Here is a 16842-nt window from a genome sequence, read left to right as displayed (position 1 = left end):
AAGCGTGAATGAACAAGTGACGAGCACTACAGAAGAATTCCCGGCTGCCCTCGATACGGAAGCCAGTGGGCGCCTCCACGATCCCTCCGTCCGCGGTTTCGCCTCGGACAACTACTCAGGCGTCCACCCTGAAATCCTGGCGGCCCTCGCCGCAGCCAATGGCGGCCACCAGGTGTCCTACGGCGAGGACCAGTACACCGAACGGCTCCAGGAAATCATGGAGCAACACTTCGGCGCAGGCATCGAGTGCTTCCCCGTCTTCAACGGCACCGGGGCGAATGTGTTGTCCCTACAGTCACTGCTCCCGCGCTGGGGTGCCGTCATCTGCGCCTCGACCGCCCACATCAACATGGACGAGAACGGCGCGCCGGAGCGGATCGGCGGCATCAAGCTCCTCCAGGTCCCGACGTCGGATGGCAAGCTGACTCCGGAACTGATCGACCGCGAAGCCTGGGGCTGGGGCGACGAGCACCGTGCGCAGCCCCTGGCCGTCTCCATCACGCAGACCACGGAACTCGGCACGTGCTACACGCCGGAAGAAATCCGGGCGATCGCCGACCACATCCATGCCAAGGGCATGAAACTGCACATGGACGGCGCCCGGCTCGCCAATGCTGCCGCCCACCTTGGCGTGCCCTTGCGGACGTTCACCCGCGACGCCGGCGTGGACATTTTGTCCTTCGGCGGCACCAAGAACGGGCTGCTGTTCGGCGAAGTAGTGGTTGCACTGAACCCGCAGGCCGCCCATGGGCTGAAGTTCCTACGCAAGATGAACATGCAGCTGGCCTCCAAGATGCGCTTCATTTCGGTCCAGTTCATCGCGCTTCTGGAGTCCGGGCTGTGGCTTCGCTCGGCGGAACACGCAAATGCCATGGCCGCACGGCTGCGTGCGGCCGTCGACTCCATCGAGGGTGTGGAGCCTACGCAGGCCACGGAGTCCAACGGAGTCTTCGCTGTGCTGCCCGCCGGCGTTGCGGATCGCCTCCGCTCCTCCTTCAAGTTCTACGACTGGAACGAAGCGAACCGTGAGGTGCGCTGGATGTGCTCCTTTGACACCACGGAAGAGGACATCGATTCCTTCGTTGCCGCAATAAAGCGCGAGCTGGCCTCGGCATAGCCCATTGGACGGGGCGGCGTGGCTTCAAGGTTTCGCCGCCCCGGACACATAATCTGCGAAGGTGAACGCACTCGCACAGGTTCCCGCGGATTTCTTGCATGCGTTGGGAACGCTACGAAAAGCAAAGTGCCGGAGCGAGCTGCGGCTCGCGGAAATCCCGGCTCCCTCCCGTCTGGCCCCTTATGCCGTGGCCATGGGAGCAGAGGTATTCAGCCGGTCGACGCGTCCCGGCCGGACCCCTGTCCATGGCCCCGCGGCCATGGCATTTTCCAACGAGAACACCCCGGGCTCCCCCGGCACGGCAGACGATGAAGACGATGAGCTCGCAACAGGCAGGTTCATCTTGCTCCATGATCCGGACGGCTCAGCCGTATGGGACGGGGAATTCCGGATCGTCACATACATCCGGGCCCAGCTGGACGCCGACATGGGCAACGATGCCATGCTCGGTTCCGTTGCCTGGACATGGCTCGTGGACGCCCTCGAGAACCATTCAGCCGATTATCGCGCGGCGGGCGGAACGGCCACACGCATCCTGTCCGAGAGTTTCGGCACCTTGGCCGAAAGGCCGGAAACCATCGACATCGAACTCCGTGCATCATGGACACCTGCTTCTTCCGATGCCCAGGCCCATCTGGAGGCATGGTGCGACATGGTCTGCACGTTCGCGGGGCTCCCTCCGCTGCCTCCCGGCGTCACGCCCCTGCCTAATCGGCGGCTCACATGAAAGCCGTGGAAGTCCGCTGGAATCCCTGGCCGGACCGGCCGAGCACAGAGTCGGTAAACTGAAGGCACCATGACCCCTGAAAATCTGGAACCCACCACAGCCGGCGCTCCGGCTGCTGATCCCACACCACACATCACGGTAGACGGCTTTGAGGGCCGGATACCCGAGATTATCGACCTGGATGCCCCGCGCGAGGGAGTGCCCCTTGTCATCGACACCATGTCCGGCCTGGAGCGGTGCGCCGCTGCCATCGCCGCGGGATCCGGCCCCGCCGGGGTCGACGCCGAGCGCGCCTCCGGCTTCCGCTACGGGCAGCGCGCCTTCCTGGTGCAGATCAGGCGCGACGGCGCGGGCACCTGGCTGATCGACCCCGAACCCTTCGATGACCTGAAAATCATCAACGAGGCGCTGCGCGGCGTCGAATGGATCCTGCACGCCGCGACGCAGGACCTTCCGTGCCTGGCCGAGCTTGGCATGTGGCCCGACAAGCTCTTCGACACGGAGCTCGCCGCACGCCTTGCCGGGCTGCCCCGCGTGGGCCTGGCAGCCGTCATCGAGCAGCTCCTGGGCTTCGGCCTCGCCAAGGAACACTCGGCCGCCGACTGGTCCACCCGCCCCCTCCCCGAACCCTGGCTCCGGTACGCGGCCCTCGACGTCGAGGTCCTCGCCGAACTGCGGGAGGAACTCATCGAACTCCTGGAAGCCGATGGAAAGCTTGAATTTGCCGAGCAGGAATTCGCCGGCATCCTCGGAGCGGGCCTTCCCGCCCCGCGGGTGGACCCGTGGCGAAAGACCTCCGGACTGCATCAGATCCGTGACCGCCGTCAGTTGGCTGCCGTGCGCGAGCTTTGGTACGAACGGGATCAGCTTGCGCGCAAACGGGATGTTGCTCCCAGCCGCCTCATTCCCGATTCCGCCCTGGTTGCCGCGGCCAAGGCCATGCCCACGACCGTTCCGCAGCTCCTGGCCACCAAGGGCTTCCACGGGCGGGCCGCACAGCGCGAAGCACCACGCTGGCTGCGCTGCATTGCCGGCGCGAGGAACACCGAAGACCTACCTCCGTTGCATCTTCCAACTAATGCTCCCCCGCCACCACGCGTCTGGACAGACCGCGATCCCGAAGCCGCGGCGCGCCTGGGGACTGCCCGGCCGCGGCTTCAAGAGGCGGCCGATGGGCTCAAACTTCCCGTCGAGAACCTGCTCACCCCGGATTACATGAGGCGCGTGCTGTGGCGGCCGCCGTCGGAGATCACTGTGGAGTCCGTGTCGGAAGAGCTGCGCGCGCTCGGCGCCCGCGACTGGCAAATCGCCATCACGGCGCCGATCCTCACCGAGGCGTCCCTGAATCCGCAACCGCTACCGCCCAAGGAACCCAAAGAGCCACGGAACCCGGCTACCAAGGAACCGACCCCGGCCCCCTAGCCTGAGGTTCCTGCCTCCCCTTGTGACGCTCGCTCACATACAAGCCCTCCAGACACGACCCTCGCTCACATACAAGCCCTCCTGGCACGACCCTCGCTCACATACAAGCCCTTTTGGCACGACCCTCGCTCACATACAAGCCCTTCTGGCACGACCCTCGCTCACATCTAGACCCTTTTCCAAGTGCGTTCCTTGGGTGATGTGAGCGAGCGTCCGCCGGAAACCCTCCATACGTGAGCGAGCGTCCGCCGGAAACCCTCCATACGTGAGCGAGCGTCCGCCGGAAACCCTCCATACGTGAGCGAGGGTCTCCTTGCGCGCTAAGTTACCGGCGAGTAACATGGCCGTAAATGACACCGGCTTCCCCTGTGCGGGCTGTCCGGCATCCATGTCTCAACGAGGAGCCACACATGAGCCAAACCGGGAACAGCGCCAAGCCGCGGACAGTCCGCGACGTCGTCTTCGTGGACGGTGTCCGGACGCCGTTCGGCAAAGCTGGCGAAAAGGGCATCTATGCGGGCACCCGCGCCGACGACCTCGTGGTCAAGTGCATCCGCGAGCTGATGCGCCGTAACCCGGGCCTGCCCGCCGAACGCGTTGACGAAGTCGCCATCGCCGCCACGACGCAGACCGGCGACCAGGGCTTGACCATCGGCCGCACCGCAGCCCTCCTGGCGGGGCTCCCTCGGAGCGTGCCCGGCTTTGCGATCGACCGCATGTGTGCGGGAGCAATGACCGCAGTCACGACGACGGCGAGCGGCATCGGCTTCGGCGCGTACGACGTCGTGATTGCCGGCGGCGTGGAGCACATGGGCAACCACCCCATGGGCGCCGGCGCGGATCCCAACCCGAGGTTCATGTCCGAGCGGATCGTGGATCCGGCCGCCCTGAACATGGGCAACACCGCCGAGAACCTGCACGACCGTTTCCCGTCGATCACCAAAGAGCGGACGGACACCTACGCCGCGGCGTCGCAGGCAAAACTTGCCGCCGCCTACGGCAAGGGCCAGATCCAGCCCGACTTGGTTCCGGTCGCCACGATGAAGCCCGGACAGGGCTGGACGGTGAACACCATCGACGAGCCGCCGCGCCCCGGGACCACGGTGGACGACCTCGCGGAACTGCGCACCCCCTTCAGGGCCCACGGCCGGGTCACCGCGGGCAACGCCGCCGGTTTGAACGACGGTGCGACGGCGGCAGTCCTGGCCTCCGCGGAGGCTGCCGAGGAGCTCGGCCTGTCCGTGAAAATGCGCCTGGTCTCCTATGCCTTCGCCGGCGTCGAACCCGAAGTCATGGGCATCGGACCGGTCCCGGCCACTGAGAAAGCCCTCAAGAACGCCGGACTCGGCATCGAGGACATCGGCCTCTTCGAGATCAACGAGGCCTTCGCCGTTCAGGTGCTGAGCTTCCTGGACCACTTCGGAATCGCCGACGACGATCCGCGCGTCAACCGCTACGGCGGGGCGATCGCCGTCGGGCACCCCCTCGCATCGTCCGGCGTGCGGCTCATGAACCAACTGGCCCGCCAATTCGAGGAAGACCCGTCAGTCCGTTTTGGCATCACCACCATGTGCATAGGCTTGGGAATGGGCGCTACGGTCATCTGGGAGAACCCGCGTCACGTGGACTACAACCGCTACAACAGCTACAACAGCGAGATAGAGACCTCCGCCGACACCGAGAGCAAGGGAGCCGCAGCATGAGCGCCGCCGAATTCCAGAAACTGGCCGGACTGTTCCCGGACGAGACAGTGACCCACTCCTATGTCCAAGACATCGAACTCCCCGGCAACGCCGGAACGTTTGCCCTGATCACCCTGGACAACGGCCTGGACCACACCAAGCCCACCACCCTTGGACCCAATACCCTCGTCGAGCTCGGGAGGGTACTTGAAGGGCTCAAGGATCGCGCTGCGCGCGGCGAGATCGTCGGCGTCGGTGTCACGGGCAAGCCGTACTTCCTGGTAGCCGGAGCGGACCTCTCGGCGGTCAAGCGGCTCGAGGAGCGCGATCACGGCCTGTGGATGGCCCAGCTTGGCCACGACGTCTACGCGACGCTCGCGGACTTAGGTGTTCCCAGCTTCGCCTTCATCAATGGCCTCGCGCTCGGTGGTGGCCTCGAAATCGCCCTCCAGTCCACGTACCGCACGGTCTCGACGGGCGCCGGCGCTCTCGCTTTGCCCGAAGCTTTCATCGGGCTCGTCCCTGGCTGGGGCGGCGTCTACATCCTGCCGCGACTCATCGGCCCAGAAAACGCCGTCAAGGTCATGATCGAGAACCCGCTGAGCAACAACCGCACGCTCACCGGCCCCCAGGCTTTTCAGCTAGGCATTGCTGACGCGATCTTCGAACCAGCGGATTTCGTAGAGCAGTCCATTGCCTGGGCCGCGAAAGTGATCGCGGGCGAGGCCGCCCCGGAACGGAGCAACTCCGTGGATCCGGCCGATCCCGCAGTAGCCGAACGCTGGGCCGGCGCCGTGGCAGCGGGCCGGGCGTTCGTGGAAGCCAAGACCTCAAACGCCTCACCGGCTCCGGCCAAGGTGCTGGATATCCTTGAGGCCAACCGGACCATGGGCAAGGCGGAATCCGCAACCCTGGAATGCGAGACGCTCGCCGAGTTGATGCAGACGGACGAGTTCCGTTCCACCGTCTACGCCTTCCTTGACCTCGTGCAGAAACGGTCCAAGCGGCCTGCCGGCGCCCCCGACCGCAAGCTCGCACGTCCGGTGACGAAGATCGGCGTCGTGGGTGCCGGCCTGATGGCGAGCCAGCTCGCCCTGTTGTTCGCACGCCAACTCAAAGTGCCCGTCGTGCTGACGGACATCGACCAGGAGCGCGTGGACAAGGGCGTCGCCTACGTCCATGCGGAGGTGGACAAGCTGCTCGGCAAGAAGCGGATCAGCTCCGACGCGGCCAACCGGACCAAGGCCCTGGTCAGCGGCTCCGTCGCCAAAGAGTCATTCGCCGATGCCGACTTCGTCATTGAAGCCGTCTTCGAAGAACTCAACGTGAAGAAGCAGGTCTTCGCCGAGGTGGAGGCCATCGTCTCCCCCGAATGCATCCTCGCTACCAACACCTCTTCCCTGTCCGTGACAGCGATGGCTGAAGACCTGCAGCACCCGGAGCGTTTGGTCGGTTTCCACTTCTTCAACCCGGTTGCGGTCATGCCGCTCCTGGAGATCGTGCGTGCTCCGAAGACCGACGACGCCGTGCTGGCCACCGCGTTCGAGCTCGCCAAGGGCTTGAAGAAGACAGCCGTGCTGGTCAAGGATGCTGCCGCTTTCGTCGTCAACCGGATCCTGTTGCGGCTCATGGGCGAAGTCATTGCCGCGTTCGACGAAGGGACGCCGGCGGAAGTCGCCGATTCGGCGCTGCGCCCCATGGGCCTGCCGATGAGTCCGTTCACCCTCAGCGCGATAGTGGGCCTTCCGGTCGCCCAGCACGTCCAGGAATCTCTGCACGCGGCCTTCGGCGAGCGTTTTGCGGTATCCCAGAACCTGCAGAAGTTGGTTGACAACGGCGTGAAGTCACTCTGGGCGCCCGGTCCCGACGGAAACCCGGTGATCCCGGCCGACACCTTGGCGCTCATGTCCTTCGGCACCGCGCCGTCCACGGCCGAGGAAGTCCTGCGCCGCACGCAGGACGCCCTGGCCGAGGAAATCGGACTCATGCTGTCCGAAGGCGTGGTGGCTGGCCCTGAGGACATTGACCTCTGTGTCATCCTCGGTGCCGGCTGGCCGATGTTCCTGGGCGGGATCACCCCCTACTTGGACCGGGTGGGCGCCTCCGAGCGTGTCAACGGCAAACGCTTCCTGGCACCCGGGATCGCTTCGAAACCGGCTGCCGGGTAGCTTTCTGGCTGCGTCTGCCGCGGGACGAGTTCCCGACTGCCAGTGAATTCGGCTATGCTGCCTGCCGCGCACGGCGCCAGGCGGCATAGCCGATGATCAGCGAAATCAGGCAGCCAATGGTGGTGTCGATCAGTCGCTCGCCCAGGAGCGACGGGGACAGCTGGTGCCCCAGGCCGCTGAGCACTGCGACTAGCGGGGTCATGACCAAGGCATAGGCCGTGTAGTTGGCGGCCTTGAGGTATTGCCGGGCTGCCCCGACGACGCAGATGATGCCGACCGTCGCCCAGATCGGGAGTGCACCGAGGAGCAGCCCACCCACAAGGACGCCCATCGCCGTACCCAGGCCTCGCTGGAAGGTTCGCGATAGTCCGGCCCGGTGGTCGCGTTGGACCACGAGGACAACCGTCAGCAGGATCCATTGGGAGTGTGGACCTCGCACGAGATTGGCCACAACTTGGGCGACGATCATGCAACTCGCCAAGCGCAGGGTGTACTGCCATCCAGGCAGGGTTGCCAAGCGGCGTCGCCATGCGGCGAGGTCCGTGTGCCAGGAACGGCGGGCCGGAGCCACCTCCGCGGCGGTTTTGCCCAGAAGGTGGTATTCGACGCCGAACACCAACAGCGTCAACAAGCTTCCCCCGAGCGCACCGGCCGCGAAGAACCACAGCAGGGTTTCAATCGGCACCGCACTTGAGGCGAGGGAAGCACCGATAATCATGAAGACGATGGCTTGCGTGCTTGCCTTGGCTGCGCTCGGCCGAAGACCGCCAAAAACGGTTGCGAGGGCAGCGAGAGCGACAATGACGATGCTGCCCCACGGTTGCAAGCCAGTGCTCAGCATGCCGGCTGCAGCTCCGCCGGCTCCGGCGAGGGAGGTATTGAGCAGGTCCACGGATCTGGATTTCAGGCCGCCGACGTGACCGCTGCCGGAGACGAGCAACGCGCCCAGCGCGGCAACCATTCCCGCCCCGATGTCGCCAAGGACGAGGCCCAAGACGATAGGGACTCCGAGTGAGAGTCCCGCTGTCAGGACGTGGACCACGCTGATCTCGACACGTTTCCAGCGGGTCGCGTCGACAATCACGTCGCGTCCTGCGCTGGAAGCTCGTTTGAGGTGGTGACGCCAGCGCGGTGGGGCCGCCAACGGATCCGTCATGTTCCGCCTCGTTTCAGGGACGTTCCCGCCCGGCCGCGTCCGACAGCCTCCGGGCAAGGCCGCCCAATGAGCTCACCAATTCGGCAAAGGCCTCCCTGGGGTGGTTCTCCGAGACGATGCGCGCGTTGGGCGGTTCGCCCCACAGTCCGCGGAAGTCCGCCACGGTGGTTCCGATGAGCCTCGGGGCGGCCGTCTCAACGTGCACTGTTGCCGTGCGGGTGCTGTATCTGGCGGTTCCGGCGGCGACGGACGCGGCGAAGTAGTCGTGGATGTGCGCCACGTATCCCTGGTTATGGTGGCGATGGAATTCGAAATAGAAGCGCAGCATGTCGCTGACGTGCCGCACGAGTTCGTTGGAAGCGGTGCTGCGCCGCCCCTCTAGCTGTTCCGGAAGGACAAGTTCCGGCTCCGCGCAGCCTGCCTCAGCAGCCAGGGCGGCCACGTGTTCGGGTGCCAGTTCGATCCGTTCCGTGGTCTCCAGGGCGCACACCACCGGCAGGCGTTCCTCAGGTAGCTTGGAGAACGCCGCAAACACCTCGGCTGCTGCGTGCGGATCGACGTGCGTGTTCCACTCGGCGGTGGGCGTCGTGTTGCCCTGGTAGAAGTAACTGCCACCCATGATCACGACGCCGCGCAGCAGCTCCGGTAGCCGCGGCTCGGCCCGCAGGGCGAGGGCGAAGTTGGTGAGGGGGGCCGTCAGCAGGGCGGTCAACTCCCCCGGCCGTGACCGGGCCGCTTCGACCCAGAGCTCGACGGCGTCGACCTCGTGCACTTCTCCGCGCGGTTCCGGCAGCTCGGCGTAGCCCACGCCTTGGGGCCCGTGGGTTTCCGGCGTGGTGGTCAACGGGATCCGCAGCGGCGACCGGGCACCGATGGCAACAGGCACGTGGGGGCGGCCACACAATTCGAGCAGGGACAGGTTGTTGCATGCTACCTGCTCCGCCGCGACGTTGCCCGGAGTGCTGCTCACGGCTACGAGTTCCACCTGCGGCTGGCTGCACAAATAGGCAAGGGCGAGGGCATCGTCGATTCCTGTGTCGCAGTCCACCAGCAAGCTCACTGACTCGCGCTGGGCTGCAGCCGGTGCCTGCTTCTCGTTTATGGAACGCTCCCCGCTCATGGAACGCTCCTTAGAAAAGGGCAACCTTGGGCGTCCGCGGGAAGATGTCATCCATTTCGGCGCGTTCTTCCGCCGTGGGCACCCAGCGCACCGCCGTCGCATTTTCGGCGATTTGCCCGGGGCGGGTGGCTCCGGCAATAACGCTGCTGACCGCGGGCTGGGCCGCCAGCCAGGAGAAGGCCAGCTGCAATTCGTTCAGGTCCCGCTCCTTGGCAAATTGGCTGAACCGGCCCAGCTGGACCCAGTCGGCGTCGTTGACCATGTTGGTCCGCGTGTGGCTGAGGCGCGATCCTTCCGGGGCGCTGCCTGGAGCATACTTGCCAGTCAGGAGGCCGTTCGCCAAGGGGAAATACGGGAGGACGCCGAGCCCGAAGGCCTGGGCGGCAGGCAACACTTCGAGTTCCGCGCGACGGTCCAGCAGGTTGTAGTGGTTCTGCGTCGAAATGAACCGCGCACCGCCCTGCATCCGGGCGACGTATTCGGCTTCGGCGATCTGCCAGCCCGCACGGTTGGAATGGCCGAGGTACCGGACCTTGCCGCTTGTCACGAGGTCATCGAGGGCGGCGAGGGTCTCGTCAACAGGGGTGAGAGGGTCCGGGGTGTGGTACTGGTACAGGTCAATCCAGTCTGTGCCGAGGCGGCGCAGCGATGCCTCGACGGACTGGATGATGTAGCGGCGCGATCCCCGGGCTCCAAAATCGTTGCCGTTGGCGCCGTGCATGTCCATGCCGAATTTCGTGGCCACGACGGCATCGTCCCTGCGACCCTTAAGGGCGACGCCCAGCATGGTCTCACTCAGGCCGGGCTCCCGGCCGTAGACGTCTGCAACATCGAATAGGGTCACGCCGGCATCCAAAGCGGCATGCACTACCGCGTTGGTACCCTCCTGTGATTCCGTGGCCGTATTGGGCCGGCCGAGATTGTTGCACCCCAAACCGACTACTGAGACGGTCAATCCGGAGTTTCCAAGACGGCGATATTCAGTCATGGTTTCACCCTACAACGCCAGCGGTGGCCAATCCGCCCGATCAGGATCCGAAGGCGATTCCTGCCTCTTCCATCGCGTCGTGCAACTGGGCCATGACCTTGGGGCCCATGCCGTGCAGGGCCGCCACCCGCCCCTCACCGAACTCGGCGAGCTGTTCCAAGGTCTCCAGCCCCTCATGGGCGAGTGCCCTTCGTGCCGGAGCGGACAAGCCCTTGGGCAGCGGAGTGTGTCCGGGCCAGTTGCTCTTGGGCGCCATGTTTGTCCCTTCGAAAGCGGAGATATGGTCCTTAGAGAGTAAAGCCCGCGCCGGTTTTCGGCGAGTGTTTCACTTTGAATGCGGTGGGTTCAGCATGGGGTGCGGCCGCGATGCTCAGCTTGGTGAAGTCCAGGTCTTCTCCCCGGATGCACACCTTGATGGCGTTGACGGCCTTGTTGACGTCCGGGCACAGGCAGAAAATGTTGAGCTTCGAGTCGCCGATTTCGGATCGATCCACGGTACCCAGGCCCCGCCATGCCAGTTCGCTCGTCAGCGCGGCCTTGGCCTTCCGTTCAAGGTAGCGGTCGCGGTCGGTGCCGTCCTTCGTCTTCAGCGCTATCTGCGCGACCACCCAAAACTGCTCAGTCTCGGCAATCTCCGCGTAGCCGTCCTCTTCGCATTGCGCGGCAAAGGCCGTCATGAGTCCTTCGACGGCGGATTCGTCCTCGACGTCGGTTTCATCAGTGCTGCTCTGGTGTCCTACGACCCCGTGGTTGATGACGAACTGCTTGAATTCGTCGTCATACCAAGCTTCCCGGAAATGCAGGACCGCTTCGTCGTCGCGTTTGTAGGTGCGGATGATGCCGCTCATGCCCGTCCTTTTCTGAACCACTCCGCACAGGTACTGTTTGGACCTGTGCCGTCGAAGGGTGCCTGGTTGTTGGATACCGCCCGGAACAGCTCGTCGCATTCATGCCGCATGGACCCGACTACGCCGTCGGGATAAGCCATGGAGACGCGGTGCTCGTCGAATTCGTCCTCGTCGTCGATGAAAACGTCCCTATGCACGGAGCGGATGACATCGAGATCCATGTCAATCACGTGGAATTCGGACACCCCGGGCTCGATGGTCTTCCACTCGTGCGCCATGGCGAGATCGACGTAGATTCGAAAATCCCCCGGGCAGCTGTCGTCATAGAAGGTGGCAACATATTCGCCTGAACGCGGCACGAGGAGCACTGCGTCAGACGCGGTGTAGAAGGCCGCCCCCGGTCGGGAGCAGAACTCACCCTGCCCCTGGAAGATCCACCAGCCGTAGATGTCTTCGCCGAGATAACTCCCCGGGACAACCCAGTGTGCGGTGCCATCCCATTTCCGGTTCCGCGCAACCACCAGGTCACCTGGCTGGAGTCCGCCCGGCAATCGCGATGCGTCCCGACTCACAGCTTGGGGAGACTGCCTGTGCTGGGATGTTCCTGCCCTGGCAGGGGCCGCGCGAAAGGCACCTTTGTGCCCAGAACCTGCGCGACGACGTCGTGCGTTATCTGTTGGGCGGTAAGCCCCACCCGCTCAAGCACCTGGCTCCTGGTTCCGTGGTCGAGGAATTCGACCGGAAGTCCCACCTCGTTGAGGGCCGTGTCCACGCCGGCCGCGCGCATCTCCTGGCGGATCCGGGAGCCGACGCCGCCCGCGCGGACGCCGTCTTCGATGCAGATCACCAATCGGTGCCGGGCTGCGAGGGCAATGATGGACTTGCGCACAGGCAGGACCCACCGCGGATCCACCACTGTGGAACTGATGCCTTGGGATCCGAGCCGGGACGCGACGTCGAGGGCGAGCTCGGACATCGCGCCGACGCTGACGATCAGGACATCGTTCTCCGTGGAGCCTTCGGGACGACGCGCCAGCACGTCGACGCCGTCGGAAAGCCGTTCGACCGCTTCGATCTCGCTTCCCACGCTGCCCTTGGAGAAGCGCACCACGCTGGGTGCGTCAGCGATGGCAACCGCCTCGCGGAGCTCTTCCCGCAGGCGGCTGGCATCCCGCGGAGCCGCGAGATGCAGCCCCGGAACGATCTGGACCATCGCCATGTCCCACATGCCGTGGTGGCTGGCCCCGTCCGGGCCCGTCACACCAGCACGGTCCAACACGATCGTCACGCCAGCTTTGTGCAAGGCAACGTCCATGAGGAGTTGGTCGAAGGCGCGGTTAAGGAACGTGGCGTAAACGGCGACCACCGGGTGCAGTCCGCCGAAGGCCATACCTGCGGCCGAAGTGAGGGCGTGCTGTTCGGCGATGCCGACGTCGATCACTCTTCGCGGGTGCCGTTCCGCGAACTTGTGCAGTCCGACAGGGATCAGCATGGCCCCGGTGATGCCTACGATGTCTTCGCGTTCATCGGCAATGTCCGCGATTTCCTCGGCGAACACCGACGTCCAAGAACGCGCTCCACCGGCTTCGGTGGGTTCGCCGGTCTCGGGATCGATGATCCCGACGGCGTGGAACTGGTCCGCCTCGTTGGCGAGGGCAGGTGCGTAACCGTGGCCCTTTTCGGTCATCGCGTGGACGATCACGGGGCCGCCGTAATTGCGGGCAGTAGTGAGCGCGTGCTCAAGGGCACGCATGTTGTGGCCGTCGACAGGGCCGATGTACTTCATGCCGAGGTCTTCGAACATGCCTTGCGGAGCCCACCAATCCTTGATGCCCTTCTTCATGGCATGCAGGCTCTTATAGGTGAACTGGCCGATGGGTCCGCCGCTCTGCAGTTTCTTCTTCCACCAGTCCAACACCACCTCGTAAGTGGGCGCCGCGCGGAGGGAATCGATCGTGGGGCGAAGGGAAGCGAGGTAGTCTGCCACGCCGCCAACGGTGGGAGCATAGGAGCGCCCATTGTCGTTGACGACGATCACCACGCGGCGTCGCTTGTCCGCGGCGATGTTATTGATCGCCTCCCAAGCCATCCCGCCCGTCAGGGCACCGTCACCAACGACGGCGACAACGCAGCGATCGCCCTCACCGGTCAACTGGCGGGCCCGGGAGATACCGTCAGCCCAGGACAAGGAAGAGGACGCGTGGGAGCTTTCCACGATGTCGTGCTCGGACTCGGCACGATCGGGGTAGCCGGACATGCCCCCTTGCTGCCGGAGGGTGCTGAAATCCTGCCTGCCGGTCAACAATTTGTGGACGTAGGACTGATGGCCGGTATCGAAAACGATGCTGTCACGCGGCGAATCGAAGACCTTATGGATCGCCATGGTGAGTTCCACCACGCCAAGGTTCGGTCCTAGGTGTCCACCCGTTTGAGCGACGTTGGTGATGAGGAAAGTCCTGATCTCGCCTGCAAGCTGCTCCAACTGCTGGCTGGTGAGCTTGCTCAGGTCCTGCGGGTTCCGGATTGTCTCCAAGAGTCCCAACGGCCCCTCCTTAGGGTGATTGACGTGCTATACAACTCTAACGCCTTGGCCGGAACCAAGCCGCAGGAAAGGCTACAGCCCCGGCCGGTCGATGACCAGCCGGGGCTGTAGCTTGCCTTTTAGCTCAGGCGGAGCCTGTGCTGGTTTCGGCTAGTGTGCCGAAATTTGGCGCAAGACGTACTGCAGGATGCCGCCGTTGCGGTAGTAGTCCGCTTCGCCCGGGGTATCGATGCGCAACACGGCATCGAAGGACTTGGTGCTGCCGTCCTCGGCCGTTGCCGTGACCTTGAGCGTCCGCGGCGTCGTGCCGTCGTTCAGCTCGGTGACGCCCTCGACGGAGAACGTTTCCGTGCCGACCAGGCCCAGCGACGAAGCGGATTCGCCGGCCGGGTACTGCAGCGGGAGGACGCCCATGCCGATGAGGTTGGAGCGGTGGATGCGCTCATAGCTTTCGGCGACGACAGCCTTCACGCCCAGCAGCGCGGTTCCCTTGGCAGCCCAGTCACGGGAAGAGCCGGAGCCGTACTCCTTGCCAGCCAGGACCACCAGCGGGGTGCCGGCTGCCTGGTAGTTCTGGGCAGCGTCGTAGACGTAGGCCTGGGGGCCATCCGCCTGGGTGAAGTCGCGGGTGAAGCCACCCTCGACGCCGTCGAGCAGCTGGTTCTTGATGCGGATGTTCGCGAAGGTTCCGCGGATCATGACCTCGTGGTTGCCACGGCGTGAACCGTAGGAGTTGAAGTCCTTGCGCTCCACGCCGTTGGCCAGGAGGTACTGCCCTGCCGGGGTGTCCGACTTGAAGGAACCGGCCGGGGAGATGTGATCGGTGGTGACCGAGTCGCCCAGCTTCAGCAGAACGCGGGCACCGGCGATGTCCGTTACCGGTTCCGGCTGCGCCTTCATGCCTTCGAAGTAAGGGGGCTTCCGCACATACGTGGACTTGGCGTCCCAGGCGAAGGTGTCGCCTGCCGGGGTGTCAAGTGCCTTCCAGCGGTCGTCGCCGTCAAAGACGCCTTCGTAACCGCGGGCGAACATTTCCTTGTCGATCGAGGAATCGATGACCTTCTGGACCTCGACGGGGTTCGGCCAGATGTCCTTCAAGAAGACATCGTTGCCGGCCTGGTCCTGGCCAAGGGGATCGGCGTCGAAGTCGAAGTCCATGGTGCCGGCCAAGGCGTAGGCGATGACCAGCGGCGGGGAGGCAAGGTAGTTCATCTTGACGTCCGGGTTGATGCGGCCTTCGAAGTTGCGGTTGCCGGAGAGGACAGCCGTGACGGAAAGGTCGTTGGCCTGGATGGCCTCGGAGATTTCGGCGTCGAGCGGTCCCGAGTTGCCGATGCAGGTTGCGCAGCCATAGCCCACGATGTAGAAGCCGAGCTTCTCCAGGTAGGGAGTCAGGCCCGACTTCTCGTAGTAGTCGGTGACAACCTTGGATCCGGGAGCGACCGAAGTCTTGACCCACGGCTTGGAGGTGAGGCCCTTGTCCACGGCGTTGCGGGCAAGCAGCGCGGCAGCCAGCATCACAGAGGGGTTGGACGTGTTGGTGCAGGACGTGATCGAAGCGATCGAAACGGCACCGTGGTCCAGCTCGAATTCGCGGCCGTCAGCTGTTGTGACGCCCACCTTGTTCGACGGACGGCCGTTGGACTTCGGGCCGTGTGCGTGCGGGGCTACGTCGGCCAGGTGCGTCGCGGAGGCGGTGAACGACGGCGAGTCGGAGGCCGGGAAGCTCTCGTCAATCGCTTCGTCCAGGCTTCCGTCGGCCAGGTCTTCCTTCACGTAGTTGCGCAGGTCCTCGCGGAACTGGGCCTTGGACTCCGTGAGGATGATGCGGTCCTGGGGACGCTTCGGGCCCGAGATCGAGGGAACAACCGTGGACAGGTCGAGCTCGAGGTACTCGGAGAACTTGATCTCGTGCGACGGGTCGTGCCAGAGGCCCTGCTCCTTCGCGTAGGCCTCGACCAGGGCGACGTTCTGATCGGAGCGGCCGGTGAGGCGCAAGTACTCGAGCGTGACGTCGTCGATCGGGAACATTGCTGCCGTGGAGCCGAACTCCGGGCTCATGTTGCCGATGGTGGCGCGGTTGGCCAGCGGCACAGCCGCAACGCCTTCGCCGTAGAACTCCACGAACTTGCCGACCACACCGTGGTTGCGCAGCTGCTCGGTGATGGTCAGGACGACGTCGGTGGCGGTAGCGCCCGCGGGGATGGAGCCCGTGAGCTTGAAGCCCACAACGCGCGGGATCAGCATGGAGACGGGCTGGCCCAACATGGCAGCCTCGGCTTCGATGCCGCCTACGCCCCATCCCAGCACGCCCAGGCCGTTGACCATGGTGGTGTGGGAGTCCGTGCCGACGCAGGTGTCGGGGTAGGCGCGGAGGACGCCGCCAATTTCGCGGGTCATGACGGTGCGTGCCAGGTATTCGATGTTGACCTGGTGGACGATGCCGGTTCCCGGGGGAACAACCTTGAAGTCGTCAAAAGCAGTCTGGCCCCAGCGCAGGAACTGGTAACGCTCGCCGTTGCGCTGGTATTCGATCTCCATGTTGCGCTCGAGGGCGCCGGAGTTGCCGAAGACGTCGATCTGCACGGAGTGGTCGATGACCATCTCAGCCGGAGCCAGCGGGTTGACGCGCTTGGGGTCGCCGCCGAGGTCCTTGATGGCTTCACGCATGGTGGCAAGGTCAACCACGCAGGGAACCCCGGTGAAGTCCTGCATGATGACTCGGGCCGGGGTGAACTGGATCTCGGTGTCCGGCTGGGCATTCGGATCCCAGCCGGCCAGGGCGCGAACGTGGTCGGCCGTGATATTGGCGCCATCTTCCGTCCGCAGGAGGTTTTCAAGCAATACTTTAAGGCTGAACGGAAGGCTGTCTGCGCCCTCAACGGAGTTCAACCGGAAAATTTCATAATCGGTGCCGGCTACATTCAGTACGCCTTTGGAACCGAAGCTGTCCACAGTGCTCATGGCAGGACTCCTCTCGCAACAGCTTTCATCTTTGTCGCGTGGTTGACCGCTAGCTAGTTAGGCAAACCTAAGCTGAGCGACTGCCGGCCGGTGGAGAAGTGAAGCGCG

General features: G+C 64.6%; 13 protein-coding genes. 5 read left to right on the top strand and 8 right to left on the bottom strand.

Annotation, left to right across the window (positions count from 1 at the left end):
• Nucleotides 1-4: 4 nt before the first annotated feature.
• The 5 genes from NFJ07_RS07270 (at nucleotide 5) to NFJ07_RS07250 (ending at nucleotide 7116) form a co-directional block, all read left to right on the top strand.
• Nucleotides 5-1117: a threonine aldolase family protein gene (locus NFJ07_RS07270; RefSeq protein ID WP_269993452.1), complete on the top strand. Its 1113-nt coding sequence runs from the start codon at nucleotides 5-7 to the stop codon at nucleotides 1115-1117.
• Nucleotides 1118-1178: 61 nt separating this feature from the next.
• Nucleotides 1179-1844 carry a DUF3000 domain-containing protein gene (locus NFJ07_RS07265; RefSeq protein WP_269993451.1) on the top strand — a complete coding sequence of 222 codons (666 nt, stop codon included), beginning with the start codon at nucleotides 1179-1181 and terminating at the stop codon, nucleotides 1842-1844.
• A gap of 69 nt (nucleotides 1845-1913) precedes the next feature.
• Nucleotides 1914-3266: an HRDC domain-containing protein gene (locus NFJ07_RS07260; protein WP_269993450.1), complete on the top strand. Its 1353-nt coding sequence runs from the start codon at nucleotides 1914-1916 to the stop codon at nucleotides 3264-3266.
• A 410-nt stretch (nucleotides 3267-3676) separates the two neighbouring features.
• Nucleotides 3677-4969, top strand: coding sequence for a thiolase family protein (locus NFJ07_RS07255; protein WP_269993449.1), 1293 nt, complete (start codon nucleotides 3677-3679; stop codon nucleotides 4967-4969).
• Nucleotides 4966-7116 (top strand): 3-hydroxyacyl-CoA dehydrogenase NAD-binding domain-containing protein, encoded by a 2151-nt coding sequence (locus tag NFJ07_RS07250; protein ID WP_269993448.1) that lies wholly within the window; start codon nucleotides 4966-4968, stop codon nucleotides 7114-7116. Before NFJ07_RS07255 ends, NFJ07_RS07250 begins: the two co-directional genes overlap by 4 nt.
• Nucleotides 7117-7168: 52 nt before the next feature.
• On the opposite strand, the gene NFJ07_RS07245 is transcribed toward NFJ07_RS07250, so the two are convergent.
• The 8 genes from NFJ07_RS07245 to NFJ07_RS07210 all read right to left on the bottom strand — a co-directional run bounded on the left by NFJ07_RS07245 (nucleotide 7169) and on the right by NFJ07_RS07210 (nucleotide 16734).
• A complete protein-coding gene (locus tag NFJ07_RS07245; protein ID WP_269993447.1) occupies nucleotides 7169-8272 on the bottom strand; it encodes an FUSC family protein in 1104 nt (367 codons plus the stop codon).
• Nucleotides 8273-8285: 13 nt separating this feature from the next.
• Entirely contained in the window at nucleotides 8286-9392 is a 1107-nt protein-coding gene (locus NFJ07_RS07240; RefSeq protein WP_269993446.1) for a nucleoside hydrolase, read from the bottom strand.
• A gap of 10 nt (nucleotides 9393-9402) precedes the next feature.
• Entirely contained in the window at nucleotides 9403-10380 is a 978-nt protein-coding gene (locus NFJ07_RS07235) for an aldo/keto reductase (RefSeq protein ID WP_269993445.1), read from the bottom strand.
• Between the two features lie 40 nt (nucleotides 10381-10420).
• The gene (locus tag NFJ07_RS07230) at nucleotides 10421-10636 is read right to left on the bottom strand and encodes a hypothetical protein (RefSeq protein WP_028266791.1); all 216 of its coding nucleotides are present in this window, start codon (nucleotides 10634-10636) and stop codon (nucleotides 10421-10423) included.
• A 31-nt stretch (nucleotides 10637-10667) separates the two neighbouring features.
• Entirely contained in the window at nucleotides 10668-11228 is a 561-nt protein-coding gene (locus tag NFJ07_RS07225; protein ID WP_269993444.1) for a hypothetical protein, read from the bottom strand.
• Nucleotides 11225-11800 (bottom strand): DUF402 domain-containing protein, encoded by a 576-nt coding sequence (locus NFJ07_RS07220; protein WP_269993443.1) that lies wholly within the window; start codon nucleotides 11798-11800, stop codon nucleotides 11225-11227. Before NFJ07_RS07220 ends, NFJ07_RS07225 begins: the two co-directional genes overlap by 4 nt.
• The gene (gene dxs / locus NFJ07_RS07215; RefSeq protein ID WP_269993442.1) at nucleotides 11797-13770 is read right to left on the bottom strand and encodes a 1-deoxy-D-xylulose-5-phosphate synthase; all 1974 of its coding nucleotides are present in this window, start codon (nucleotides 13768-13770) and stop codon (nucleotides 11797-11799) included. The genes NFJ07_RS07220 and dxs overlap by 4 nt, the downstream gene beginning before the upstream one ends.
• Before the next feature lie 150 nt (nucleotides 13771-13920).
• The gene (locus NFJ07_RS07210) at nucleotides 13921-16734 is read right to left on the bottom strand and encodes an aconitate hydratase (RefSeq protein WP_269993441.1); all 2814 of its coding nucleotides are present in this window, start codon (nucleotides 16732-16734) and stop codon (nucleotides 13921-13923) included.
• Between the last annotated feature and the right edge of the window lie 108 nt (nucleotides 16735-16842).

The sequence above is a fragment of the Arthrobacter sp. B2a2-09 genome (assembly GCF_027587375.1).
Lineage (GTDB): Bacteria > Actinomycetota > Actinomycetes > Actinomycetales > Micrococcaceae > Arthrobacter.
Note: the sequence above shows the minus strand (reverse complement) of the source record. Positions and strands in the feature narration are given on the sequence as shown.

Coding starts and splice junctions, on each gene's coding strand:
- NFJ07_RS07250 (WP_269993448.1), top strand. CDS start 4,966: ATGAGCGCCGCCGAATTCCAGAAACTGGCCGGACTGTTCCCGGACGAG.
- NFJ07_RS07245 (WP_269993447.1), bottom strand. CDS start 8,272: ATGACGGATCCGTTGGCGGCCCCACCGCGCTGGCGTCACCACCTCAAA.
- NFJ07_RS07255 (WP_269993449.1), top strand. CDS start 3,677: ATGAGCCAAACCGGGAACAGCGCCAAGCCGCGGACAGTCCGCGACGTC.
- NFJ07_RS07230 (WP_028266791.1), bottom strand. CDS start 10,636: ATGGCGCCCAAGAGCAACTGGCCCGGACACACTCCGCTGCCCAAGGGC.
- NFJ07_RS07225 (WP_269993444.1), bottom strand. CDS start 11,228: ATGAGCGGCATCATCCGCACCTACAAACGCGACGACGAAGCGGTCCTG.
- NFJ07_RS07235 (WP_269993445.1), bottom strand. CDS start 10,380: ATGACTGAATATCGCCGTCTTGGAAACTCCGGATTGACCGTCTCAGTA.
- NFJ07_RS07260 (WP_269993450.1), top strand. CDS start 1,914: ATGACCCCTGAAAATCTGGAACCCACCACAGCCGGCGCTCCGGCTGCT.
- NFJ07_RS07240 (WP_269993446.1), bottom strand. CDS start 9,392: ATGAGCGGGGAGCGTTCCATAAACGAGAAGCAGGCACCGGCTGCAGCC.
- NFJ07_RS07210 (WP_269993441.1), bottom strand. CDS start 16,734: ATGAGCACTGTGGACAGCTTCGGTTCCAAAGGCGTACTGAATGTAGCC.